The sequence below is a fragment of the Brevibacterium sp. BRM-1 genome, assembly GCF_026802075.1.
In the GTDB taxonomy this organism is placed as follows: Bacteria; Actinomycetota; Actinomycetes; order Actinomycetales; family Brevibacteriaceae; genus Brevibacterium; species Brevibacterium rongguiense.
This window is the reverse complement of sequence record NZ_CP113788.1, coordinates 2,081,960-2,105,058: the sequence shown is the minus strand read 5'-3', so window position 1 is coordinate 2,105,058 and position 23,099 is coordinate 2,081,960. Positions and strand designations below refer to the sequence as shown.

The 23,099-nt window shown below is 72.7% G+C and carries 21 protein-coding genes; 16 read left to right on the top strand and 5 right to left on the bottom strand.

The annotated features are described in order from the left end of the window. Positions 1 to 154: 154 nt before the first annotated feature. Complete coding sequence (locus tag BRM1_RS09195; protein WP_268525379.1) at positions 155 to 1,717, bottom strand: helix-turn-helix domain-containing protein; 1,563 nt, start codon at positions 1,715 to 1,717, stop codon at positions 155 to 157. A gap of 242 nt (positions 1,718 to 1,959) precedes the next feature. On the opposite strand from BRM1_RS09195, the gene aceA reads away from it, so the two are divergent. Both aceA and BRM1_RS09185 read left to right on the top strand, forming a co-directional pair. Continuing rightward, positions 1,960 to 3,240: an isocitrate lyase gene (aceA, locus tag BRM1_RS09190; protein WP_268525377.1), complete on the top strand. Its 1,281-nt coding sequence runs from the start codon at positions 1,960 to 1,962 to the stop codon at positions 3,238 to 3,240. 47 nt (positions 3,241 to 3,287) lie between these two features. Then, positions 3,288 to 4,610 (top strand): hypothetical protein, encoded by a 1,323-nt coding sequence (locus tag BRM1_RS09185; protein WP_268525375.1) that lies wholly within the window; start codon positions 3,288 to 3,290, stop codon positions 4,608 to 4,610. Here BRM1_RS09185 and BRM1_RS09180 read toward each other — a convergent pair. Next, on the bottom strand, positions 4,588 to 5,355 hold the full coding sequence (locus BRM1_RS09180) for a polysaccharide deacetylase family protein (protein ID WP_268525373.1): 768 nt from the start codon (positions 5,353 to 5,355) through the stop codon (positions 4,588 to 4,590). The two genes, BRM1_RS09185 and BRM1_RS09180, sit on opposite strands and share 23 nt — an antisense overlap. After that, the gene (gene purB / locus BRM1_RS09175; RefSeq protein WP_268525371.1) at positions 5,352 to 6,782 is read right to left on the bottom strand and encodes an adenylosuccinate lyase; all 1,431 of its coding nucleotides are present in this window, start codon (positions 6,780 to 6,782) and stop codon (positions 5,352 to 5,354) included. The genes BRM1_RS09180 and purB overlap by 4 nt, the downstream gene beginning before the upstream one ends. Positions 6,783 to 7,008: 226 nt before the next feature. On the opposite strand from purB, the gene BRM1_RS09170 reads away from it, so the two are divergent. The 6 genes from BRM1_RS09170 to BRM1_RS09145 all read left to right on the top strand — a co-directional run bounded on the left by BRM1_RS09170 (position 7,009) and on the right by BRM1_RS09145 (position 13,607). Next, positions 7,009 to 7,317 (top strand): hypothetical protein, encoded by a 309-nt coding sequence (locus tag BRM1_RS09170; protein WP_160953562.1) that lies wholly within the window; start codon positions 7,009 to 7,011, stop codon positions 7,315 to 7,317. Then, positions 7,314 to 8,201 (top strand): hypothetical protein, encoded by an 888-nt coding sequence (locus BRM1_RS09165; protein WP_268525369.1) that lies wholly within the window; start codon positions 7,314 to 7,316, stop codon positions 8,199 to 8,201. Before BRM1_RS09170 ends, BRM1_RS09165 begins: the two co-directional genes overlap by 4 nt. 7 nt (positions 8,202 to 8,208) lie before the next feature. Then, positions 8,209 to 9,699, top strand: a complete 1,491-nt coding sequence (locus BRM1_RS09160) for a hypothetical protein (protein ID WP_268525367.1) — start codon at positions 8,209 to 8,211, stop codon at positions 9,697 to 9,699. A gap of 405 nt (positions 9,700 to 10,104) precedes the next feature. Then, complete coding sequence (pdhA, locus tag BRM1_RS09155; protein ID WP_160953559.1) at positions 10,105 to 11,202, top strand: pyruvate dehydrogenase (acetyl-transferring) E1 component subunit alpha; 1,098 nt, start codon at positions 10,105 to 10,107, stop codon at positions 11,200 to 11,202. 1 nt (position 11,203) lies between these two features. Continuing rightward, a complete protein-coding gene (locus BRM1_RS09150; protein ID WP_268525365.1) occupies positions 11,204 to 12,178 on the top strand; it encodes an alpha-ketoacid dehydrogenase subunit beta in 975 nt (324 codons plus the stop codon). 25 nt (positions 12,179 to 12,203) lie between these two features. Beyond that, positions 12,204 to 13,607 carry a dihydrolipoamide acetyltransferase family protein gene (locus BRM1_RS09145; protein WP_160953558.1) on the top strand — a complete coding sequence of 468 codons (1,404 nt, stop codon included), beginning with the start codon at positions 12,204 to 12,206 and terminating at the stop codon, positions 13,605 to 13,607. 358 nt (positions 13,608 to 13,965) lie between these two features. On the opposite strand, the gene BRM1_RS09140 is transcribed toward BRM1_RS09145, so the two are convergent. Both BRM1_RS09140 and BRM1_RS09135 read right to left on the bottom strand, forming a co-directional pair. After that, positions 13,966 to 15,180: a hypothetical protein gene (locus BRM1_RS09140; protein ID WP_268525363.1), complete on the bottom strand. Its 1,215-nt coding sequence runs from the start codon at positions 15,178 to 15,180 to the stop codon at positions 13,966 to 13,968. A 77-nt stretch (positions 15,181 to 15,257) separates the two neighbouring features. After that, positions 15,258 to 15,749, bottom strand: a complete 492-nt coding sequence (locus BRM1_RS09135) for a hypothetical protein (RefSeq protein ID WP_160954353.1) — start codon at positions 15,747 to 15,749, stop codon at positions 15,258 to 15,260. A 541-nt stretch (positions 15,750 to 16,290) separates the two neighbouring features. On the opposite strand from BRM1_RS09135, the gene rpmB reads away from it, so the two are divergent. From rpmB to BRM1_RS09095, 8 genes are all read left to right on the top strand, one after another. Next, positions 16,291 to 16,527, top strand: coding sequence for a 50S ribosomal protein L28 (rpmB, locus tag BRM1_RS09130; RefSeq protein WP_160954354.1), 237 nt, complete (start codon positions 16,291 to 16,293; stop codon positions 16,525 to 16,527). After that, the gene (gene rpmG, locus BRM1_RS09125; protein WP_160954355.1) at positions 16,527 to 16,694 is read left to right on the top strand and encodes a 50S ribosomal protein L33; all 168 of its coding nucleotides are present in this window, start codon (positions 16,527 to 16,529) and stop codon (positions 16,692 to 16,694) included. Before rpmB ends, rpmG begins: the two co-directional genes overlap by 1 nt. 6 nt (positions 16,695 to 16,700) lie before the next feature. Further along, the gene (gene rpsN, locus BRM1_RS09120) at positions 16,701 to 17,006 is read left to right on the top strand and encodes a 30S ribosomal protein S14 (RefSeq protein WP_160954356.1); all 306 of its coding nucleotides are present in this window, start codon (positions 16,701 to 16,703) and stop codon (positions 17,004 to 17,006) included. Between the two features lie 73 nt (positions 17,007 to 17,079). Then, positions 17,080 to 17,370, top strand: a complete 291-nt coding sequence (locus tag BRM1_RS09115) for an HU family DNA-binding protein (protein WP_160954357.1) — start codon at positions 17,080 to 17,082, stop codon at positions 17,368 to 17,370. Between the two features lie 191 nt (positions 17,371 to 17,561). Further along, a complete protein-coding gene (locus BRM1_RS09110; protein WP_268525357.1) occupies positions 17,562 to 18,416 on the top strand; it encodes a nitrilase-related carbon-nitrogen hydrolase in 855 nt (284 codons plus the stop codon). Further along, positions 18,413 to 20,533 carry a cytochrome c oxidase assembly protein gene (locus tag BRM1_RS09105; RefSeq protein ID WP_268525355.1) on the top strand — a complete coding sequence of 707 codons (2,121 nt, stop codon included), beginning with the start codon at positions 18,413 to 18,415 and terminating at the stop codon, positions 20,531 to 20,533. Before BRM1_RS09110 ends, BRM1_RS09105 begins: the two co-directional genes overlap by 4 nt. Positions 20,534 to 20,767: 234 nt before the next feature. Continuing rightward, complete coding sequence (locus BRM1_RS09100) at positions 20,768 to 22,111, top strand: MFS transporter (protein ID WP_268525353.1); 1,344 nt, start codon at positions 20,768 to 20,770, stop codon at positions 22,109 to 22,111. A 125-nt stretch (positions 22,112 to 22,236) separates the two neighbouring features. Further along, on the top strand, positions 22,237 to 22,986 hold the full coding sequence (locus tag BRM1_RS09095; protein ID WP_268525352.1) for a 3-hydroxybutyrate dehydrogenase: 750 nt from the start codon (positions 22,237 to 22,239) through the stop codon (positions 22,984 to 22,986). Positions 22,987 to 23,099 lie beyond the last annotated feature (113 nt).

Genomic DNA, 23,099 nt, shown 5'->3' with positions numbered 1-23,099 from the left:
CGAGGGCCGCCTCGCCCTGCGCGTTGGCTGCTGCCCTGCCCTGCGCATTGCCCGGTGCCGGCCTCCCGCCGAGGACGCCTGCTGCTTTCGCACCGCCCGGCCCGGCCTGCCCTATCCCCGATCCGACTCTCCCCTCCCCGACCGGTCCCCGCCGCTACAGCGGGGGGTGGGGCTCGTGGCGCTCGAGGAACTGGTACACCTCGGTCGTGTCGACGCCGGGGAAGACGCCCGGCGGCACGGCGGCCAGCAGCGAGGCGTGGGTGCGCGCCGAGGGCCAGGAGGCGTGCTCCCATTTCGCGGCGAGCTCCGTCGGCGGCTGTCGGCAGCACGTGGGATCGGGGCAGCGCGACTCCGAGCGGTGCGGCGTGTCCTGGCCCCAGAACCACTTCACGTGCTGGAAGGGCACGCCCACGCTGATGGAGAAGTCCCCGCCGCCGGGCAGCACCCGGGCCGTGCACCAGAACGTGCCGGCGGGCGTGTCCGTGTACTGGAAGTACGGGCTGAACCGGTCCTCCGTGGTGAAGACCGTGCGCGAGGTGAAGCGCTTGCACCCGTACTGGCCCTCGACGGAGCCCAGCGGATCGGTGGGGAAGGGCAGCCCGTCGTTCGAGTACGCCTTGTAGATCGTCCCCGAGTTGTGCACCTTCATGAAGTGCACCGGCAGGTCCAGGTGCGCGGTGGCCAGGTTGGTGAAGCGGTGAGCCGCCGTCTCGTAGCTGACCCCGTACTGGTCGCGCAGCCCCTCAATAGAAATCTGCCGGTTCTTTTTCGCTGTTTGGAGCATCGCCACGGCCGATTTCTCCGGTACGAGCAGTGCAGCGGCCAGATAATTGGCCTCGACGCGCTGGAGGAGGAAATCCTGGAAGTTCTTCGGTGTCGTGTGCTCGAGGATGTGCGAGGCCAGCGTAGTGAGCAGCTGGGAGCGCGCGTCCTGCCCGGCCGAGGTGTCGTTGGACAGGTAGATCCGGTTGTTCTTCTCATCGAGCACGGAGCGCGTGGAGCGCGGCAGGTCGGGCACGTAGTGGAGGGTGAAGCCCAGGTGCTCGGCCACGCCGGCCGCCTGGCGCTGGGTGAGCGGCCCGCTGTCGTAGCCCACGGTCGCCAGCAGTCCGGCGGCTGCGGCCTCGATGTCCGGGAAGTGGTTGTCCTTCGCGCGCATCTGCTCGCGCAGCATCCGGTTGGCCCGCCGCGCCTCCTCGGGCGTCGCGGCGCGCTGTTCAAGGACCCGGCCGAGTGCGCGCTGCAGGCCCACGATCGCCTCGAGGGTCTCGGTGGGCTGGGACTTCACGCGCACGTGCGGCAGGCCCAGCGAGGAGTAGAGGGCGGATTCCTGGTTGCGCTCGGCCTCGAGCTCGAGCGCCTGGCGCGCATCGACAGGGCGCGGATCGAGCAGGTCGGCCACCGTGACCCCGAGCTCCTTGGCGCAGGCGCGCAGCAGGGAGACCGAGGGCTCGCGCCGGCCGTTCTCGAATGCGGAGATCTGCGAGGCGGCCCGGTCCACGGCCGCGCCCAGCTGGGCCAGCGTCAGGCCCCGCTCCGTGCGGTAGTGGCGGATGCGGCGGCCGATGCTCAGCGCATCGGCCTCGCCCGGGCCGGACTCGGGGGCCGCGGCGGCGCCCGCGCCCACCGTGCCCACCCCGCCCGCCACCAGGGCGTCGCCGCGCGGGCCGCGCTCGCCGGCACCGGGGGGCGCGGGGGCTGCCGTGTCGTTCGTCATCGCGGGTCCCTCTCCTCGCTGCTTGCCTGTCGCGCGGCCGTGCGCGCGTCCGCTGCCGCTGCTCGTGCTCCTGCCGCTGCCACGATTCTGGCACGGGTCCGGTGCACGTGCCACAGAAGACACCGAATCGCATCGAGCAGAAATATCGCGCGTATTCTTCCGAGATTTCCTCCCGCGGTCCTTGTCGGGGCGGAAGGATGGATCCCACAGAGCAACCGCAACGCAGAGAAGGACGCCACACGATGACGACGAAGAACATCCACGATGCCGAGGCCATCCGCAAGGACTGGGAGGACAACCCCCGGTGGGCCGGGATCACCCGCGACTACACGCCGGAGGACGTCGTCAAGCTGCGCGGCTCGCTCATCGAGGAGCACACGCTGGCCCGCCACGGCGCGGACCGCCTGTGGGACCTCCTGCACACGGAGGACTACGTCAACGCGCTCGGCGCGCTGACCGGCAACCAGGCCGTCCAGCAGGTCAAGGCCGGCCTCAAGGCCATCTACCTCTCCGGCTGGCAGGTCGCCGGCGATGCGAACCTCGCCTCCGAGACCTACCCCGACCAGTCGATCTACCCCGCGAACTCGGTGCCCGCCGTCGTCCGCCGCATCAACAACGCGCTCATGCGCGCCGACCAGATCGAGACCTCCGAGGGCGACGTCAAGGTCGACGACTGGCTGGCCCCGATCGTGGCCGATGCCGAGGCCGGCTTCGGCGGCGCGATCAACGTCTACGAGCTCATGCGCGGCATGATCAACTCCGGCGCCGCGGGCGTCCACTTCGAGGACCAGCTGGGCTCCGAGAAGAAGTGCGGCCACCTGGGCGGCAAGGTGCTCGTCCCCACCGCGCAGCACGTGCGCACCCTCAACGCGGCCCGCCTGGCGGCCGACGTCCAGGACGTCCCCACCCTCGTCATCGCCCGCACCGACGCCGAGGCCGCGACGCTCATGACCTCGGACATCGACGAGCGCGACCAGAAGTACGTGACCGGCGAGCGCACCGCCGAGGGCTACTACAAGATCACGAACGGCATGGAGCCCTGCATCGACCGCGGCCTCGCCTACGCCCCGTACGCGGACCTGCTGTGGATGGAGACCTCCACCCCGGACCTCGAGGCCGCCAAGCGCTTCGCGGACGCGATCCACGCCGAGTACCCGGACCAGATGCTGTCCTACAACTGCTCGCCGTCGTTCAACTGGAAGAAGCACCTGGACGACGACACGATCGCGAAGTTCCAGCGCGAGCTCGGCGCGATGGGCTACAAGTTCCAGTTCATCACGCTGGCCGGCTTCCACTCGCTCAATTACTCGATGTTCGACCTGGCCCACGGCTACGCCCGCGAGCAGATGAAGGCCTACGTCGAGCTCCAGGAGCGCGAGTTCGGCGCCGAGGACCGCGGCTACACCGCGACCCGCCACCAGCGCGAGGTGGGCACCGGCTACTTCGACCTCGTCTCGACCGCCGTGAACCCCACCTCCACCACCACCGCGCTGTCCGGCTCCACCGAGACCGCGCAGTTCTGACCCGCACCACCCGGCCGCACGGCCGGCTGCCTGATTAGGAGTCCACCATGTCCCGCATGACGATCACAGGGCCCGCCGAGCCCGGCTTCGACACCATCCTCACCGCGCAGGCTCTGGAATTCGTCGCCGCACTGCACGAGGAGTTCGCGCCCGAGCTGCGCGCCCTCGTCGCAGGGCGCTCCGGCCTCGCCGGAGCCCTGGATCGCAGCGAGCTGGGACAGGCAGTCGACGCCGTGCGGACCGCCGCCGAGGCGCCCCGCCCCTCGTCGGTCACCGCACCTCCGCTGGGAGCCGAGGCCGCCTGCGCCGCGGACTCCGCGGCGGAGGTGTGGCTGGCCGACCTCGAGGACGGGATGAGCCCCCGGTGGGACAACATCATCACCGCGCAGCTCAACATCGCGTCCGCCGTGCGCGGCCACAACTCCTTCATCGACCCCCGCGGCGGGCGCCGCCTGCACGCGAAGACGACGAAGCCGCGCCGCCTGGCGATCCGCCCCCGCGCCATGCACGCCAGCGAGGAGCACCTGCGCTGGATCGCCGATGACGGCACGGAGAGCGCCGCCAGCGCCGCGCTCACCGACTTCGGCCTGTTCTTCTTCCACAGCGCCGGGCGCCTCGAGCTCCAGGGCCGCCGCCCCGAGGTGGTGCTCGCCAAGCTCGCCGGCGCGCAGGACGCGCGCTGGTGGCACCGGGTCTTCGCATTCGCCCAGGAGTACCGCGGGTTCGAGGACGGCACGATCAGCGCGACCGTCCAGCTCGACAGCCCCGCCGCCGCCCTCGCCATCGACGAGATCGGCCTGGCGCTGGGCGAGCACTGGGCCGGGGCGAGCGCGGCCCCGCTCGAGTTCGCCACCGCGCTGCTGGCCGCCGTCCACGACACGGCCGCAGTGGTGGCGCCCACCTGGAGCGACGCGGACTGCGCGGAGGACTTCCTCACCCAGCTCGTCGCCCACGTGAGTGCCCCGCAGGCCCCCGCCGCGCCGCTGAGCGAGCACAGCCTGCGCACGGCCCTGCGCCTGGGCATCGACCACCTGGAGCGCTGGCTGCGCGGCCGGCCCACCTCGCGCGGGTCGGAGACCTCGACCGCCGTGGCGGAGCTCTCCCGCACCCAGCTGTGGGCGGCGTTCAGCCGGCGCGCCGAGCTGGCCGACGGGCGCTCCTGCACCCCGGAGGTGTTCGCGCGGATGCTCGCCGAGGAGCTCGCGACGACCCTGCGCGACTCCGCCGACTTCTACGACGACGCCGCCGAGCTGTTCGCGGCCGCGGTGCTCGCCGACCACTTCGAGCCCGGCCTCTTCGAGCGGGCCTACGAGGCGCACCTCATCGACCGCCGGGCGCGCGCCGCGCTCAGCCGTCGCGCAGCTGCGTGAGCTCGTTGACGGTGGCGAACCTGTAGCCCCTGGCCTGCAGCTCGTCGATGACCCGGGCGGCCGCCGCCCGGGTCTTCCACCGGTCGAACCACGGGTGCATGACGATGATGGAGCCCGGCCGGATCTGGTGGAGCGCCGCGTCGACCATCTGGTCGACGGTCTGGCCCTTGTGGTGGAAGTCCTCCGGCTCGCTGTTCCACAGCACGCTGAGCCGGTTGTGGGTGGCCAGGTAGAACGGCAGCGCCACGAGCTTCTGCCCGTACGGCGGCCGGAAGGCGATCCGTCCGCGGTAGCCCGCGCGGCGGATGAGCTCGTCGGTGGAGACGATCTCCTGGGCGATCTGGCCCTGCGTCATCGCGAGCATGTGCCGGTGGGACCACGTGTGGTTGCCGATCTGGTGGCCGGCGGTGATGAGCCGCGGGGTGACCTCCGGGTGGCTGCGCATGTACATGCCGTTGAGGAAGAACGTCACCCGCACCCCGCGGTCGGCCAGCATGGGCAGGATCTGGCGCCAGGCATCGTCCGGCCCGTCGTCGAACGTGAGCGCGACGACCCTGTCCTGGGTGTCGAGGTGGCTGATCGTCTCGCCCATGAGCGAGAAGTCCCGCGAGCGCGAGACGGGGGTGGCCGTGACCGCGGCGAGCACCACGACGAGCGCGGCTGCGGCGGCCGCGGCCCAGAAGCCGCGGCTCAGGGGCGGGCGGCGCGCGGTGCGGATCCGGCCCGGAACGGCGGTGCGCCTCACGTGTGCGAGGCCGCGCCCCACGCCTGCGCTTCCGCGCGGGCCAGCGCCTCGGCGGCCCCGCTGTACGCGGCCGGCGTGAGCTGCGCCAGCCGCTCCGCGTCCTCCGCGGGCAGGCCCAGGCCGCGCACGAACTCCTGCAGCTCGGCCTGCCCCACGCGATGGCCGCGCGTGAGCTCCTTGAGCTTCTCGTAGGGATTGTCCATGCCCTCGACGCCGCGCAGGTAGGCCGCGCGCATGACCGACTGGATCGCCTCGGCGAGCACCTCCCAGTTCGCATCGAGGTCCGCCGCGAGCGCCGCGCGGTTGAGGGAGAGCCGCTCGAGGCCCTTGACGAGGTTGTTGAGCGCGAGCACCGAGTGGCCGAGGGCCACGCCGATGTTGCGCTGCGTCGTGGAGTCCGTGAGGTCGCGCTGGAGGCGTGAGGTCGTCAACGTCGCGGCGAGGCCGTCGAGCAGGCTGTCGGAGAGCTCGAGGTTGGCCTCCGCGTTCTCGAAGCGGATCGGGTTGATCTTGTGCGGCATCGTCGAGGAGCCGGTGGCGCCGGCGACGGGGATCTGCGTGAAGTAGCCCAGGGAGATGTAGGTCCACACATCGGTGGCGAGGTTGTGCGCGATCCGGTTGAAGCGCGCGATGTCGGCATACACCTCGGCCTGCCAGTCGTGGGACTCGATCTGCGTGGTCAGCGGGTTGAACGAGAGCCCGAGGCCCTCGACGAACGTGCGCGCGAGCTCCGGCCAGTCCGCACCGGGCACGGCCACCCGGTGGGCAGCGTAGGTGCCGGTGGCGCCGTTGATCTTGCCGAGGAATTCCGCGTGGGCGATCCGCCCGTACTGCCTGCGCAGGCGGTGGGCGAGCACCGCGAGCTCCTTGCCCATGGTCGTGGGGGTGGCGGGCTGGCCGTGCGTGCGGGCGAGCATGGGCGCGTCGGCGAGGTCGGCCGCCATCGCCTCGAGCGCATCGATGAGCGCGGCCGCGCGCGGCAGCCACACCTCCTGGACCGCGCCCTTGATGCCCAGGGCGTAGGCGAGGTTGTTGATGTCCTCGGAGGTGCAGCAGAAGTGCACGAGCTCGCTGAGGTCGCCCGCGCCGATCTCGCGCAGCCGGTCCTTGATGACGTACTCCACGGCCTTGACGTCGTGGACGGTGACGGCCTCGATCTCCTTGAGCCTGGCCACGGTGTCCGCGTCGAAGCCGTCGACGAGGCCTCGCAGGCTCGCCCGCTCGCCGTCGGTGAGGTCGCGGACCCCGGGGACCGCGTGCGAGTCCGCGAGGTGGATGAACCACTCGACCTCCACGTGGATCCGGTCGCGGTTGAGCGCGGCCTCGGACAGGTAGTCCACAAGCGGCGCCGCATCCGCCCGATAGCGGCCATCGAGGGGGCCGAGCGCGATGGCAGGGATGAGCTGGGCGAGGGAGACGCGAGTCATGGGCCCATTCAAGCACGGCTTGGCCGCGCGCAGGCGGCCCGCGGCCGCTCGGGGGTCCCGGGGTCGGGGGGCCGCTCACCCGCCCGGCACCGGGCCCACGCTCCCAGAGCCCGAGGTCACAGGGCGCTGCGCGGCCCGCGCACCGGGGCTGTGAGCGGCCGCGGGAGGTCCACAGCTCCGGCTGGTCACCCTGCCGGGACGGGGTGGCCGGGGCACCGTGGGCGCCATGGATACGCAGAGTCTCGAGGCGGCGGCGCAGCGCTGGGCCGCGCTGGCCGACCGCATGGCGCGGCTGGCCGCGGACTGCCGGGCCGCCCAGGGCGTCGAATGGCACTCGCCGGCGGCCGAGGACTTCCGCTGCCGGCTGGGCGAGCAGGCCGGGCGGATCGCCGCCGCCGGCAGCGTGGGCGGCGACGTCGTGGGGGCCTACCGCGCGCACATCGCGGCCGTTGCGGCCGTGCCGGACATGGAGGTGGGCCGGCTCGTGCGCACGGGACCGTGGCCGGCCGGTGCCGGGGCGGGGATGGCGCCGTGAGCCCGCCGCGGGCAGCCGGGCCCTGGATGGCGTTCGGCTACGAACCGGTGGCCGCGCTGCCGCCCGATCTCGCCGCCGCGTGGCCCCCGGAGTTCCGGCCGCCCGCCCGCGACCGGGTGGCCGCGGATCGCGGCTGCGCCCCCGGGGCTGCAGGTGCGCAACCGGCCCCGGGGGCAGCCGGCGCGGGCGCGTCCGCGGGCTCGGACGGGCTCGCGGTGCCCGCGCTGCCGGGCGCAGCCGGCGCGGGCGCGGAGACCGGCGAACTGCGCGAGGCGCTGGCGGAGTGGGTGCGCACGGCGGCCGCCGTGTTCGCCGCCGCCCACGCCCATCTGCTCCTGCGGATCAGCTGCGACCGGCTGCGGCTGCTCGCCCAGGCGGCGGTCGTCGGCTCCACGGCGGTCGTCGTCCTGCGGGGGTGGAGTGACGGGCGGAGCGCGGACGGACCCGGTCCAACAGCACCGGAGCACCCCCGTCCGACCACCCCGGAGCACCCCGCCCCGGCAGCTCCGGAGCGCCCCGGCTCGGCAGTGCCGGGTGCCGCTGGGCCGCTCGCCGCGGGGGCGGTGAGCCCTGAACCGGCCGCGCTGTTCGGGGCCGGCGTCCCCGCGCCCCACCTGCCGGGGCTGCTCGCCGAGCTCATCCCGGACGGCGCCGCCCGCACCGTCACGGGCACCGTGCTGCCCACCTCCGCGCTCGCCCCGAGCGCGGCCTATGCGGCCGCACCGCTCGTCTTCCACGACTGCGCGGCCTGCCCCCACCCCGAGCTGGTGCCGCCGGGCGTCGACGCGCTCGCCCTGCACTTCCCCGGTCCTCGGCTGCGCGCGGCCGTGCGGTCGACCCTGGCCGACGAGCTGCTGCGCGCCGCGGTGTGGTCATGGTCGTGAGGCACCCATGGCCGTGAGCGTGCGCGGGGGAGCCGGCGGCACCGGGGCGCGGCTCGAGGACCTGCACGCCACCGCCCGCACGCTCGCACACACCGCCGATGAGCTGGGCGAGATCATCGGCGACTGCCTGGCGGCCGGGGCCCAGGATGCGCTCGAGGCCGCCTCTGCCGTGGTCGCCCCCGTCACCTGGGCGCGCGTGGGGGTGCTGCGCGGGGCGTTCGCGGCCGGGACGGCCGGCCTCGCGCTGGAGCTGCGGGCCACGGCGGCAGGCCTGAGCGCCGCGGCGCGCGGCTACGAGGCCGCCGAGGCGCTTGCCGAGCGGGTGCTCGACGAGGCCCTCACCGGCATCGGCGCAGTCGCCGGGCACGCCGCCCGCACCCTCCTGCCGTTCGCGGTGGCCACCGCGGCCCCCGTCGTCGTAGCCGCCGGCGGGGTGTGGGCGGGTGCGGAGGGGTTCGACCGCGTCCACAACTCCGTGCTGCGCGCGTTCGGCGCGCGGCCCGTCTGCGACACGGCCGACGTCCTCGAGCGGGCGGTCGAGGACGTCGGCCGGCGGGTGCTGACCACTGTCGAGCGTGCAGCCTTCGCCCACCCCGGGGCCGCCCGCGCGCTCATCGAGTACGTGCTGCCCGGGGCCGTCTCCGGCTTCCTCGGCCTGCCGCCGGGCATCCCCTCCGGCGATCTGGCACCCTGGCCGCACGACTCGGTCTCCCTCACCCGCCTGCTCGCCGCCGCCGCCCACAGCCTGGGCCTCCTCCTGCCCACCGGAGTGCGCGTCGAGCGCCGGCCGCTCACGGGCACGGCGGGGCCCGGTCCGCGCACCGCCGCCGAGGTGTTCGACCGGGAGCTCGAGGCCCACCGCGGCCGGGCCAACGGCCGCGTCCGGGTGGACCGCGTGCTGGGCCCGGACGGGGTGGAGCGCGCCGTCGTCTACGTGCCCGCGACCACCGACTGGGCGGCGCGCGGGGGCAGGAACGGCACGGACCTCACGACGAACGTGGAGACGGTCGCGGGCTCGGACTCCGCGATGCGCGAGGCGGTCCGCCGTGCCCTCGAGGGCGCCGGCTTCCGGCCCGGCAGCGAGGTGATGTTCGTGGGCTACTCCCAGGGCGGCATCGTGGCCGGCTCGCTCGCCGCCGATCCGGCGTTCCGGCGCCGCTACCGCGTGCGCGGCCTGTTCACCGCCGGCAGCCCGATCTCCGACTTCGACATCCCGGCAGGCACGCGGGTGCTCTCCGTGGAGCACGCCGATGACCTGGTGCCGAACCTCGACGGCGGAACGAACCCCGACCGCAGCCACTGGACGACCGTGACGGTGGACCGGGCGCACGCGCCCGGCGAGTCCCCGGGCAGCGGGCACGACGGCGCCGGCTACCGCCGCTCCATCGACGCCCTCGAGCGCGCGCACAATCGCGAGCTGGCCGACTTCATGCGCGACACGGACGACTTCCGGGGGCCCGTCACGGGCAGCCAGGAGTACGAGGCGGTGCGGCGGTGAGGGGCACCGCGGCACCGCACGGTTGGATGTCCGACCTTCTCAGCTGGGCGGATGCTCGGGTGTCCGAGCAATTGTCGCCGGCGGACAAGCAGCCGGCGGGGGCCTGTGCGCCCGCCGATACGCCACGGGAGGGGGTGCCTAGCGTGGTCGGCGAGCCGTCGGCCCGAGGGGGCCGCGCGGCGTCCCGCGCGCCGCGGCGGGCGAAGTTTGGCACAAGTGCCGCCCATCGGTTAGCGTGTGACCACTATGTGAAATGCATCACCGGGTCGCGGCGCCAAACCGGCGGCGGACCAGGCTCATTCGACGGTGCGGGCAACCCCCGAACCGCCAAGACGTGAGGAGATCGGTATGACATCGAACATGACTGGGACAATGGAGTCGCAGATGCGGTCCGAGCCTCCCATGATGATTCAGATGTTGACCCCCGAAGGCGACCGGATCGAATCCGGCGAGTACGACGGCTTCGCCGCCGAGCTCAGCGACGACGACCTGCGCGGCTTCTACCGCGACATGGTCCTCGTGCGCCGCGTGGATGCGGAGGGCAACGCCCTCCAGCGCCAGGGACAGCTGGGCCTCTGGGCCCCCCTGCTCGGCCAGGAGGCCGCGCAGATCGGCATGGGCCGGGCGCTGCGGGCGCAGGACTTCGTCTTCCCCACCTACCGCGAGCACGGCCTCGCCTGGTGCCGCGGGGTGGCCCCGGAGACCCTGCTCGGCATGTACCGCGGCCAGAACCACGGCGGCTGGGACCCCCAGGAGCACCGCTTCCACACGTACACGATCGTCATCGGCTCCCAGGCGCTGCACGCCACGGGCTATGCCATGGGCATCGGCCTCGACGGCGACGTGGGCACCGGTGACCGCGACCGCGATGCGATCTCCGTCGCCTGCTTCGGCGACGGTGCGACCAGCCAGGGCGATGTCTCCGAGGCCCTTACCTTCGCGGGCGCATTCCACGCCCCCGTGCTCTTCTTCTGCCAGAACAACCAGTGGGCGATCTCCGAGCCCACCTCGGTGCAGACCCCCGTGCCGCTCTACACCCGCGGCCAGGGCTTCGGCGTGCCGGGTCTGCGCGTCGACGGCAACGACATCATCGCGATGTACGCCGTGGCCCGCGCCTCGGCGGACAACGTGCGCTCCGGTGCGGGGCCCATGCTGCTCGAGGCCTTCACCTACCGGATGGGCGCCCACACGACCGCGGACGATCCCACGAAGTACCGCGACGCGGCTCTTGACGAGGAGTGGAAGGCCAAGGACCCGATCGTGCGCCTGCGCCGCTACCTCGAGAAGCACACGGACACCCCCGCGGACTTCTTCGCCGACGTCGACACCGCCGCCGACGAGCTCGCCGCGCGGATCCGCGAGGCCTGCGTGTCGATGGAGACCCCGCCGGTCGAGGAGATCTTCGACAGCGTCTTCGTCGAGCCCCACCCCCTCATCGAGGAGGAGAGGGCCGAGTACCTGGCCTACCTCGACTCGTTCGCCGAGTCCGAGGGAGCGCACTGAGGTGGCGGCACTGCCCCTGTCGAAGGCGATCACCGCCGGCCTGCGCAAGGCGATGGACGATGATCCCAAGGTGCTCCTCATCGGCGAGGACATCGGCAAGCTCGGCGGCGTCTTCCGCGTCACGGAGGGCCTGCAGAAGGACTTCGGCGAGCAGCGGGTCATCGACGCCCCGCTCGCCGAGTCCGGCATCGTCGGCACCTCGATCGGAATGGCCGTGCGCGGCTACAAGCCGGTCATCGAGGTCCAGTTCGACGCGTTCATCTTCCCGGCCTACGACCAGATCGTCACGCAGCTGGCGAAGCTGACCAACCGCACGCACGGGGCGGAGAACATGCCCATCGTCATCCGCGTGCCCTACGGCGGCGGCATCGGCTCGCCCGAGCACCACTCGGAGAGCCCGGAGACCGTCTTCGCCCACCACGCGGGCCTCAAGATCATCTCCCCGTCCAACGCCCACGACGCCTACTGGATGATCCAGGAGGCGATCGCGAGCCCCGATCCCATCATGTTCTTCGAGCCCAAGCGCCGCTACTGGCTGCGCGGCGAGGTGGACGAATCGGATCCCGGCCTGGATCCGTTTAGCGCCCGCGTGGTCCGCGAGGGCAGCGACGTCACGCTCGTGACGTACGGCCCGCTCGTGCCCACCGGCATGGACGTGGCGGCCGCGGCGGCGGAGGAGGGCACGAGCGTCGAGCTCATCGACCTGCGCGGGCTCAACCCCATCGACTTCGACACGATCGAGGCCTCGGTGCGCAAGACCGGCCGCCTCGTCGTGGCCCACGAGGCCCCGGTGTTCCTGGGCCTGGGCTCCGAGATCGCCGCCCGCATCACCGAGCGCTGCTTCTACCACCTCGAGGCCCCCGTGCTGCGCGTGGGCGGCTTCCACACCCCGTATCCCGGCTCGAAGCTCGAGCACCACTACCTGCCCGATCTCGATCGCATCATCGACGGCATCGACCGCGCGCTGGCGTACTGAGCCCGGCACCAGGAGAAGGACGCATATGCCCAACGTTTTCCCCCTGCCCGATGTGGGCGAGGGCCTCACCGAAGCGGACATCGTCGCGTGGAAGGTCGGTCCCGGCGACGCCGTGACCGTCAACCAGATCCTCGTGGAGATCGAGACCGCCAAGTCGCTCGTCGAACTGCCCAGCCCCCAGGCGGGCACCGTCGCCCGCCTGCTCGCCGAGGAGGGCCAGACCGTCGAGGTCGGCAGCCCCATCATCGAGTTCGCCGGGGCCGGCGGTGAGGACGCCGCCACCGAGCCCGGGGCGCCCGGTACGCCCACCCAGCCCGCCGAGCCGTCCGCGGCCGCCGCCGAGGAGTCCACCGGCCCCAACCTCGTGGGCTACGGCACGAAGCCCGCCGCGACGAGCCGCCGTGCCCGCAAGGGGCGGGCGCAGGAAGCACCGGCCTCCCCGGCGCCCGCCGCGCAGCCCCAGGCTCAGGCGCAGCCCCAGGCTCAGGCCCAGCCCGCCGCCGAGGCGTCCCAGGCCGCCGCGGAGGGTGCGCCCGCCGCCGGCGGCCGGCCGCTGGCCAAGCCCCCGGTGCGCAAGCTCGCCAAGGACTTCGGGATCGACCTGTCGGCCGTGGCGGCCACCGGTGCCAACGGCGAGGTCACCCGCGAGGACCTGCACCGCCACCGCGCCGGGGCCGGCGCACAGGCCCAGCCGGCCCCCGCCTCGGCGGCGGTGGGCGCACCCGCGGAGAGTGCGGCGCTCGAGGAGCGCATCCCGTTCAAGGGCGTCACGAAGTTCATGGCCCAGGCCATGGTGGACTCCGCCTTCACCGCGCCCCACGTCACCGAGTTCCTCGATGTGGACATGACCGCCACCATGGCGTTCACCCGCGAGCTCAAGGCCTCCCAGGCGCTGGGTGCCGACGTCCGGGTCTCGCCGCTGCTGCTCGTGGCCAAGGCCGTGTGCTGGGCGGCGCTGCGCAATCCGCGCATCAACGCCGCGCTCGAGGGCGATGAGATCGTCGTGCGGCGCTACGTGAACCTGGGGATCGCGGCCGCGACCCCGCGCGGGCTCATCGTGCCCAACATCAAGGGCGCCCACGAGCTCTCGCTCAGCCGGCTCGCCCGCGAGCTGGGGGCGCTCACCGAGACCGCCCGGGCCGGGCGCACGCAGCCGGCCGACCAGGCGGGCGGGACGATCTCGATCACGAACGTCGGCGTCTTCGGCGTGGACGCCGGCACGCCCATCATCAACCCGGGCGAGGCCGCGATCGTGGCCTTCGGCCAGGTGCGCAAGCGCCCGTGGGTGGTCGACGACGAGATCGTGGCGCGCGAGATCTCGACGCTCGCGGTCTCCGCCGATCACCGGGTGGTCGACGGCGAGATCATCTCGAAGTTCCTCGCGGACCTGGGCCGCGCACTCGAGGATCCCCGCCAGCTGCTCATCTGAGGGCCGCGCCGCCCGAGCGCCCGGCCGCGCCGCCCGAGCGCCCGGTGGGGGCCGCTCCAACGCCCGCCCGCACCGCCCCGGCGCCCGGCTGAGGCGCTCGGGCGGCGCGCATCCGGCTTCCGGCCGCCCGGCAGACCTCTGCCGGGCGGCCGCTGTTCGTGATGGAGTTCACTTAAGGCGCTAGCTGGATCTCCTGATTCCCCAGTTCGGCTCAGCTCCCCAGTTCGGCTCGGCTCCCCAGTTCGGCCCGGGCTCCCAGGGCGGGCACGGGGGCCAGGGCGGTTACGGCAACCAGGGGGGACGCAACCAGGGGGGACAGGGACCCTACGCGCGCTGAAGCGCTCCCCGGTGGGCGCCTTCAGTGGTACTTGTACGTCCCCTTGGGCCCCTCGGTTGAGGACAGCTTCTTGCCGTAGCAGTGATCTGAGTCGAGGCCGAGGTCCCTGCACGCTGCCACCGCGGCCGAGCCCGAGTCATAGGGCTTCGCGAGGATCGTCACCCAGTAGCCCTTTCCGAGGAAGCTCGGCCAGTCGCTGCTGAAGAGGAGCATGGCATCGGGGTGCGAGGCCTTCTCCCCCCTGTACTTCTTCAGCACCGCCGCATAGCCCGCCTCATCGGCGCTGTCGGGCTTCTTGGAGCTCAGCTGGACCACCCAGCGGCCCTCGAGCGTCGTCTTCGCCGTCCGGGTGTCGTCTGTCACGATCGCGTCGAGCTGGGACTTCGGATCCGCGGCCGCGGCGCTGCTCGGCCCCGTGCTCGTGGCCTCGCCCTGCTGCCCCGCCTGCGGTCCATCGCCGCCCGAGCCCTCGCCCCTCGACCCGTCACGGCCCCCGCCGGCCTGGGTGTCTGCGCGCTGTCCGAACCCGCCGGTGGCCAGCGAGGTGATCCCGAAGCCAGCGGCGACGACGAGCACCGCCCCGATGGCCACGAGCGCGACGGCCAGCCCGCGGCGCCTGCGGGGCCGGTCGGCGGGCGCCGCGTGCGCATCGCCGGCGCCCGCGGCGGCGTCCTGCTGCGGTGCAGCGGGGGGCGCCGGGGCAGCAGCCGCGCCGAGGCCCGGGGAGGCGCCCGGCGCACCGGAACCCGGCCACGCAGGGCCGGCGGGCACATGCGCGGGTCCGCCCGAGCCCGGAGCTCCGGAGGGGGGTGAGCCGTAGGCGGCCTGCCCGAACGCGTGGCCCGGCGGCGGCCCGAAGTGCGGTCCGGGCTGCCCGAACGGCATCGCGGGCTGCTGGCCCGGGTGCGGGCCGAAGTCCGGACCGGGGCCGAAGTCGGCGGCGGGGCTGCTGGGCGCGGATGCGTTCGGCGCAGGGCTGTTCGCTGCAGCGCCGTGAGGTGCGGCGCTGTTCGCTGCAGGGGCCCCCGCCGCCTGCGCGGGGCCGGGCTGCCGTGCCGGGCCCTCGCGCCCACCGCCGTCCTGCGCACCGGATTCTGCGGGCGGGTCGTCGTGGCGCGAGCGGTAGGCGTTCGAGTGGGCGGGGTTGATGTAGGGATGGCCATTCGCGCTCGGCGGGCGCCCGCTCGGCTTGGCCGGCAGACGGTCGTCGCCCGTGGGGCCCTGCGGGGGGCTCATGCGCTACCTCCTGCTGCCATCGCTTCGCGCGGTGCGCGCGCCTCGCTGCGCCCGGCACCGGACCCGGTGGGCTCAGTCTAGCGGCCGGGCACCGCCTGCGCGGGCGCGCGCAGGCCCGCGGCGTGGGAGGCCGCCGGGCCCTCCTCGGCGGGCTGGAGGCCGTCGCTGGGCTCGAGCAGCGCGCTGCCGATCGCCCAGACCGCGATGAGGACGAGGAGGAGGACGGCGGCCGCGATGCACACGAGGAGCGCGCGCCTGTGCCGCGGCGCCCCGCCCGCAGCGGGCGGAGACCCTGTCACATGCGACTTGGCCGCATGGGATCCGGCCGCGGTGGGCGCAGCAGCGGGAGTTCCGACGGTGGGCGCGGCAGGCGGCGCGTCCGCGACGACGGGCAGCGAATCGGTATGGGCCGCGAGGTACTCGTAGTACGTCGAGCAGTCGAGTTCGGCGTCCGAGCGGTCGGCCGTCCCGCCGCCGGCGCGAGCGTTGCCAGGGTGCGGGCGGGCCCCGTCCCGTAGGCGCGCGGCGCCGGGGCCGGTGGGGAAGCCGGAGCCGCTGGGCGGAGTCATCGGGGCGCCGCCGCGGCGTCTGAGCTGAGGATGATCCCGAGCATGGACCTACGATGACACGCTCCGTGCCCTCCTTCAACTGCGCAGCCAACTGCGTAGTGAACTGCACGGCGAACTGCGCGGGGAACTGTGCGGCCCGGGGGCGGGGGCCTTCCAGCGCATCTCCCGGCGCCCGTGCCCGCCTCATGCCTCCACCGCGGTACCCCAACCCCGCCGCCGTGATTGGACGCGGCGGCCGGGCGGGCACTAGGATTGGTGCCTGTTGTGTGGGCGAGTGCGCCCCGTGCACGGGCCCCATCCACGGCCACGGCGCGGCAAGCCGCTCGCCGGTGCTCACCCCGCGCAGCACGCAAGCGAAGGCCCTCTCTCACAGGCCACATGCTTCAGCGCTGGTGAGACATCTCGATCGCGCCGCCGCGCGGTCGAAGCGCACGCCGTCGAGCCCCCCGGGCTCACGCGGCACGCGCGATGTCTTCGGCGGATCCGGCCCGGGCCCAGCCCGCGGCCGCGGATGCGCCAGCAAGTGAACTGGAGGAGAGAAATGGCAGCAGTCTGCCAGGTAACCGGGCAGGTCCCCGGTTTCGGGAACAACGTTTCCCACTCGAACCGACGCACCAAGCGCCGCTTCGATCCCAACATTCAGCGCAAGCGCTACTTCGTGCCGTCCCTGCGGCGCACGGTGACGCTCAACGTGTCCACGAAGGGCATCAAGCTCATCGATGCCCGCGGCATCGACGCCGTCGTGGCCGACCTCATCGCCAAGGGAGTGAAGCTCTGATGGCCAAGACACAGGATGTCCGCCCGATCATCAAGCTGAAGTCGACCGCCGGCACCGGGTACACGTACGTCACCCGCAAGAACCGCCGCAACAACCCGGATCGCATCGTGCTCAAGAAGTACGACCCGAAGATCCGCAAGCACGTCGAATTCCGAGAGGAGCGCTGAGCCCGAATGGCGAAGAAGTCCAAGATCGCACGCGACAAGCAGCGTCGCGCCATCGTCGACCGCTACGCTGAGCGCCGCCTCGAGCTCAAGCGCCAGCTGGTCCACCCCGACAGCACCGATGACCAGCGCGAGGAAGCCCGCCTGGCCCTGCAGAAGCTGCCGCGCGATGCCTCGCCGGTGCGCCTGCGCAACCGCGACCAGGTGGACGGCCGCCCGCGCGGCCACCTCCGCAAGTTCGGCCTCTCGCGCGTCCGCTTCCGCGAGATGGCGCACAACGGCGAGCTGCCGGGCATCACGAAGTCCAGCTGGTAACGTCTGCTACGTTCGTTCCGGTGAATAACCGACCCGGTGCACAACCGGCTATGTCCTGAAGGAGGACACTTACATGGCTAAGAACCGCAGTGAGCTCGTTTCCGAGGTCGCAGAGAAGTCCGGTCTCACGCAGAAGCAGGTCTCCGACGTCCTCGACGGCGTCTTCGAGACCTTCGCGGAGGTCGTCTCCAAGGGCGATAAGCTCACCGTCCCGGGCTGGGTGTCCGTTGAGCGCACCGAGCGTGCCGCTCGCAAGGGCCGCAACCCGCAGACCGGTGCGGAAATCGAGATCGCCGCAGGCTACTCGGTGAAGCTCTCCCCCGGCTCGAAGCTCAAGGCTGCCGCAGGCTCGCCCAAGAAGTGAGCTGATCCTCCTGGGATTGCCAGCAGGGCCCGCCTCCGCTCGGAGGCGGGCCCTGCTGCATTCACCGGCCCGCGTCGTTCGACCGCCTGTGTTCGGCCGCCCGCATTCGACGGCCTGCCTTCGCGGGCGCGCCCTGCCAGCGGGGGCGCACTGCGCGACGGGGCGCACCGCGCATCGACTACCCTGGAACCATGCGCGTCTCGGCAATCCAACTCTCGTACTCGGACAGCGAATCGCAGGCGGATCGGATCGCGCGCGCCGCGGCGCTCGTGCGCGCCCAGCGCTCCGCGGACCTCGTCGTCCTCCCCGAACTGTGGCCCGCCGGGGGCTTCACCTACCGTGACTGGGGCCGGCGCGCCGAGGACCCCGCCACCGGGCCCACCTTCACCGCGCTGTCCGCGGCGGCCCAGGCGATCGGCGCCTACGTCCACGCGGGCTCGGTCATCGAGGCCGATGAGCGCGCCCTGGCCCGACTCGCCGAGGCCGACTACGACGTGACGGCGCTGCCGGAGCTGCCCGACGGCTCGCGCGGACTGTGGAACACCTCGCTGCTGATCGCGCCCACCGGTGAGCTCGTCGCGACCTACCGCAAGATCCACCGCTTCGGCTTCGGCTCCGGCGAGCCCAAGCTCCTCGAGGCCGGTGAGGACATCGTGGCCGTCGAGGTGCAGCTGCCGGAGGGGCCGGTCACTCTCGGCCTGGCGACCTGCTACGACCTGCGCTTCCCGGAGCTGTTCCGGGGGCTGCTCGACGCCGGCGCCGAGGTGCTCGTCGTGCCCGCCGCCTGGCCGGCGCCGCGCGTTGCCGACTGGGAGCTGCTCGCCCGGGCGCGCGCGCTCGAGGACTTCTGCGCCGTCGTGGCCGTCAACACCGCCGGCTACCACGGCGGCATGCAGATGGGCGGCCATTCCGCGATCATCGACGCGGCGGGCCGGCCGCTCGCCCAGGCCGGTGCGGACGAGACGATCATCGCCGCGGACATCGACGTCGCGGCGATCCGCCGGCGGCGCGAGGACTTCCCGGCGCTGGCCGACCGGAGGCTGTGACGGTCCGGCCCCCGGCCCCGCCCGCCGAGCCGCAGGACCGGCAGGCCGCCGCGCCGGCGCCGGCCGAGCCAGCGCTCCGCGCCGCGGGCCTGCTGCGCAGGCTCGCCGTCCCGGCATTCGCCCTGGCCGCAATCGCCGCCGGCTGGTGGGCGCTCGGGTTCGCCGGTGCCGCCGCCGAGCAGGCGATCGGGGACCCCGGTGCGCTGGCCCGCTTCGGCCTGCCGGCTGCGCTCTTCGTCTTCAACGCCGCCACCGCGCTCACCATCGGGGCGCTGGCCCTCGCCCTGTTCGCACTGCCGCGCACCCCGCGCAGTCGCAGGCGGAAGGGCCGCGGTGCCGAGCGCGCCGCCGCCGGCGGGCCCCCGCCCGCGGCACCCGCCCTCGACCCCGCCTGGAGCGCCGCCCTGGCCATCGCCCAGGCCGCCTCCGTCGTGTGGACGCTCGCCGCGGCGGCGGTGCTCGTCTTCACCTACGTCGACGCCGCCGGCGCGCAGGCCTATGCGGGCGACTTCTCCGCGCAGCTGGGCCAGTACATCGCCACGGTGGACGCGGGCCGGCTGTGGATGCTCATCCTCCTCCTCGCCGTCGTGACCTCCATGGTCGTCTTCGCCTCGCGGAGCTGGACGGGCATCGCGTGGGCCTTCGCCTGCGCCGTCGTCTCGTTGGTCCCCCAGGCGCTCATGGGCCACGCCTCCGAGGCGAGCGGGCACACCCAGGCCGTCAACAGCCTGCTCCTCCACCTGGGCGCGGTGACCCTGTGGATGGGCGGGCTGCTCGCCCTCGCCCTGCTCGCCCCCCGGCTGACGGGGCGCGCGGACCTCGCCGACATCGTCCGGCGCTATTCGGCGATCGCGCTCGTGGGCGCGCTCGTCATCGTCTACTCCGGCCTCGTCAACGCGGGCCTGCGGGTCCACGGGCTGGGCGACTGGGGCAGCCGCTATGGCGTGCTCGTGCTCACGAAGCTGCTCCTCACCGTGCTGCTCATGGCGCTGGGCTACTGGCACCGGCGCTTCGTCATCGGGCGCCTCGCCGCCGCCGCGGGCGCCCGCGCCGAGTTCTGGCGCCTTGTGCTGGCCGAGGTCGTGCTGTTCGGCGCGGTCATGGCGATGGGCGTGGCGCTCTCGCGCTCGCAGCCGCCCGTCAGCCAGGAGCCGCCCAGCGCCCCCACCCCCGCGGAGATCCTCACGGGCGAGCCGCTGCCGCCGGCGCCGAGCGGCGCGAACTACTTCCTCCAGTGGTCGGTCGACCCGCTGTGGGTGGTCGTCGCGGTGGGCGCCGTGGCGCTCTACGTGGCCGGCGCCGTGCGCCTCCACCGCCGCGGCGACCGGTGGCCGGTGCTGCGCACCCTCAGCTGGATCCTGGGCATGGCCGGCCTCTTCTACGTCACCTGCGGCGGTCCCGTGGTCTACGGGCAGGTGCTGTTCTCCGGGCACATGATCCAGCACATGCTCATCGTCATGGCCGTCCCGCTGCCCATGGCGTTCGCCGCGCCCATCACCCTGCTCATGCGCGCCGTGCACCCGCGCACCGACGGCTCCCGAGGCCTGCGCGAGTGGGTGCTCGTGCTCGTCCACTCCCACTGGCTGCGGTTCTTCGCCAATCCGATCGTCGCGGCCATCAACTTCGCGGGCTCCCTCATCGTCTTCTACTACTCCGGGATCATGGAGTACGCGCTGACCACCCACATCGGCCACGAGCTCATGCTCCTGCACTTCCTGGCCGCGGGGTACATGTTCGCGCAGTCGATCGTCGGCATCGACCCGGGCGCCAAGCGCTTCCCCTACCCGGTGCGCCTGCTCGTGCTGCTGGTGACGATGACGTTCCACGCGTTCTTCGGCATCTCGATCATGTCCTCGACCGTGCTCATCGAGGGCGACTGGTACGGCAACATGGGCCAGCCGTGGTCGAGTGCGCTCGACGACCAGCAGCTGGGAGGCGGCATCGCCTGGGGGATCGGGGAGTTCCCCACGCTCATCCTCGCGATCGGCGCGGCCGTGCAGTGGTCGCGCTCCTCGGACCGCGAGGCCAAGCGCAAGGATCGGGCGGAGGCCCGCTCCGGGGATGCCGAGCTGCGCGCCTACAACGAGATGCTCGCGCGCCTGGGCAAGCGGAGGTAGCTCGCGCCTCGGTGGCGGTGCGCACCCATGCGGTGCACACCGGGCGCACACCGCATCTGCAGAATCGCAGTGCTCAATGCCGCGGCCGGAGCGGCTGCGCGTGCAATATTGTGTGAAGCTCCCTCGCGGGTGCTGCAGCTCACACGGGCGCGGCGCACATCGCTGTGCGCACCGCCGCGGCTGCCGCGCACGCCGCCGGGATCTCCGCGTGACTGCACGTACAAAGGAGTCCACATGTCACAGCACATCTACGAGCCGGCATCGAAGTCGATGCTGCGCAAGGTGGTGGCCGCGTCCCTCGCCGGCACCACGGTCGAATGGTACGAGTTCTTCCTCTACGGCTCCGCCGTGTCGCTCGTGTTCAACCACATCCTCTTCCCGCCGTCGGACAATCCGCTCACCCCCATCCTCGCGGGCTTCGTGACCTATGCCGTGGGCTTCATCGCGCGGCCGATCGGCGGCATCGTCTTCGGCCACTTCGGCGACCGGATGGGCCGTAAGAAGCTCCTCCAGCTGTCGATCATCCTGGTGGGCGCCTCGACCTTCCTCATGGGCTGCCTGCCCACCTACGCGCAGATCGGCCTGTGGGCGCCCGTGCTCCTCGTCCTCATGCGCATCGTGCAGGGCTTCGCGGTGGGCGGCGAGTGGGGCGGCGCCGTCCTGCTCGTCGCCGAGCACTCGCCCAACGACAAGCGCGGGTTCTGGGCCTCGTGGCCGCAGGTGGGCGTGCCGCTGGGCAACCTGCTCGCCACCGCCGTGCTCTGGGCGTCGTCGGGCCTGCTCAGCGAGCAGCAGTTCCTGTCGTGGGGTTGGCGCATCGGCTTCTGGCTCTCCGCGGTCATCGTGCTCATCGGCTACTACATCCGCAGCAAGGTCGAGGACGCCCCCATCTTCCACCTCGCTCAGCAGGAGGTGGAGCAGGACGCCGCCGGCTACGGCGTCATCGAGGTCTTCAAGCGCTACCCGCGCGGCGTGTTCTGCGCGATGGGCCTGCGGCTCATCGAGAACATCCACTACTACCTGGTCGTGACATTCTCCATCACCTACCTGGCGCTCCACGGGCTCAAGGGCTTCACCATCCTGGGCCTGCTCATGGGGGCGACCGCGGTGGAGACCGTGCTCGTGCCGCTCGTCGGCGCGATGGCCGACCGGGTGGGCCGCAAGCTGCCCTACGCCATCGGCATCGTGCTGTCCGCAACGTGGCCGTTCATGGCCTTCCCCATGTTCGACACGAAGCAGCCGTTCACCATCTTCCTCGCGATGCTGCTGGGCCTCATCTTCCACGCGCTCATGTACGCGGGCCAGCCCGCCATCATGGCGGAGATGTTCCCCACCCGCATGCGGTACTCCGGCGTCTCGATCGGCTACCAGGTGACCGCGATCGTCGCGGGCTCGCTGGCGCCCATCATCGCCACCTGGCTGCTGGGCACGTTCAACGCGACATGGCCGATCGGCGTGTACGTCGTCATCGCCGCCGCGATCTCCATGGTGGCGCTCTTCTTCACCCGGGAGACGAAGGGCATCTCCCTGGCAGACGTCGACAAGCTCGACGACGAGTCGCGCCTGGTCAAGGCGTAGACCGGTCCAGCGCCTCGGCGGCCCATCACCGCGGCCGAGGTGCCGGTCCGGCTCCGCTCGCACCGTGCGCAGGGCGCGCTCCCGCAATCGCGGGGGCGCGCCCTGCGCTCTGCTAGGTTCGCGGTATGACTGACACGCTGGCGGGCCGCAGGGCCCTCATCACCGGGGCCGCGTCCGGCCTGGGCAGGGCGATGGCCGAGGCGTTTGCGCAGCGGGGCGCCCACGTCGTCGTCGCAGACATCGACGCGGACGGGGCGGCCGCCGTCGCGCAGGCGGTGGGCGGTGAGGCGTGGGCCGTCGACTTCTCCGATACGCAGGCCCTCGACGGGATGCGCATCGAGGCGGACATCCTCGTCAACAACGCGGGCATCCAGCGCATCCACCCCATCGAGGAGTTCCCGCTCGAGGAGTGGCGGCTCATCATGACGCTCATGCTCGAGGCGCCCTTCGCGCTCACGAAGGCCGTGCTGCCGGGGATGTACGAGCGCGGCTTCGGCCGGATCATCAACGTCTCCTCCGTCCACGGGCTGCGCGCCTCGGCGTTCAAGAGCGCCTACGTGGCCGCCAAGCACGGGCTCATGGGTCTGACGAAGACCACCGCGCTCGAGGCCGGGCCCAAGGGCGTGACCTGCAACGCCATCAACCCGGGCTACGTCATGACTCCGCTGGTCGAGGCGCAGGTCGCCGATCAGGCGAAGACGCGGGGGATCGCCGAGGACGAGGTGCTCGAACAGGTCTTCCTGGGCCACTCCGCCGTCAAGCGGCTGCCGGAGCCCGCGGAGGTCGCCGCACTCGCCGTCTTCCTCGCCTCCGACGAGGCCGGCGTCATCAACGGCGCCGCGCACTCGATCGACGGGGGCTGGAGCGCGGCGTAGCGGCAGCACGGGCGGCCCGGGGCGACAGACCGCCGCCGGCAGCGCCGTCGATGCAGCCCCTGGTTCGGCGCTGGAGCGCCGGCTGCATATGCGCCCCTTGCCATATGACGGCG

What these genes read in the sequence shown, in the direction of transcription:
- BRM1_RS09195 (WP_268525379.1), bottom strand. Translation starts at nt 1,717, where the DNA reads ATGACGAACGACACGGCAGCCCCCGCGCCCCCCGGTGCCGGCGAGCGC.
- aceA (WP_268525377.1), top strand. Translation starts at nt 1,960, where the DNA reads ATGACGACGAAGAACATCCACGATGCCGAGGCCATCCGCAAGGACTGG.
- BRM1_RS09185 (WP_268525375.1), top strand. Translation starts at nt 3,288, where the DNA reads ATGTCCCGCATGACGATCACAGGGCCCGCCGAGCCCGGCTTCGACACC.
- purB (WP_268525371.1), bottom strand. Translation starts at nt 6,782, where the DNA reads ATGACTCGCGTCTCCCTCGCCCAGCTCATCCCTGCCATCGCGCTCGGC.
- BRM1_RS09170 (WP_160953562.1), top strand. Translation starts at nt 7,009, where the DNA reads ATGGATACGCAGAGTCTCGAGGCGGCGGCGCAGCGCTGGGCCGCGCTG.
- BRM1_RS09160 (WP_268525367.1), top strand. Translation starts at nt 8,209, where the DNA reads ATGGCCGTGAGCGTGCGCGGGGGAGCCGGCGGCACCGGGGCGCGGCTC.
- pdhA (WP_160953559.1), top strand. Translation starts at nt 10,105, where the DNA reads ATGATTCAGATGTTGACCCCCGAAGGCGACCGGATCGAATCCGGCGAG.
- BRM1_RS09145 (WP_160953558.1), top strand. Translation starts at nt 12,204, where the DNA reads ATGCCCAACGTTTTCCCCCTGCCCGATGTGGGCGAGGGCCTCACCGAA.
- BRM1_RS09140 (WP_268525363.1), bottom strand. Translation starts at nt 15,180, where the DNA reads ATGAGCCCCCCGCAGGGCCCCACGGGCGACGACCGTCTGCCGGCCAAG.
- BRM1_RS09135 (WP_160954353.1), bottom strand. Translation starts at nt 15,749, where the DNA reads ATGACTCCGCCCAGCGGCTCCGGCTTCCCCACCGGCCCCGGCGCCGCG.
- rpmB (WP_160954354.1), top strand. Translation starts at nt 16,291, where the DNA reads ATGGCAGCAGTCTGCCAGGTAACCGGGCAGGTCCCCGGTTTCGGGAAC.
- rpmG (WP_160954355.1), top strand. Translation starts at nt 16,527, where the DNA reads ATGGCCAAGACACAGGATGTCCGCCCGATCATCAAGCTGAAGTCGACC.
- rpsN (WP_160954356.1), top strand. Translation starts at nt 16,701, where the DNA reads ATGGCGAAGAAGTCCAAGATCGCACGCGACAAGCAGCGTCGCGCCATC.
- BRM1_RS09115 (WP_160954357.1), top strand. Translation starts at nt 17,080, where the DNA reads ATGGCTAAGAACCGCAGTGAGCTCGTTTCCGAGGTCGCAGAGAAGTCC.
- BRM1_RS09110 (WP_268525357.1), top strand. Translation starts at nt 17,562, where the DNA reads ATGCGCGTCTCGGCAATCCAACTCTCGTACTCGGACAGCGAATCGCAG.
- BRM1_RS09100 (WP_268525353.1), top strand. Translation starts at nt 20,768, where the DNA reads ATGTCACAGCACATCTACGAGCCGGCATCGAAGTCGATGCTGCGCAAG.
- BRM1_RS09095 (WP_268525352.1), top strand. Translation starts at nt 22,237, where the DNA reads ATGACTGACACGCTGGCGGGCCGCAGGGCCCTCATCACCGGGGCCGCG.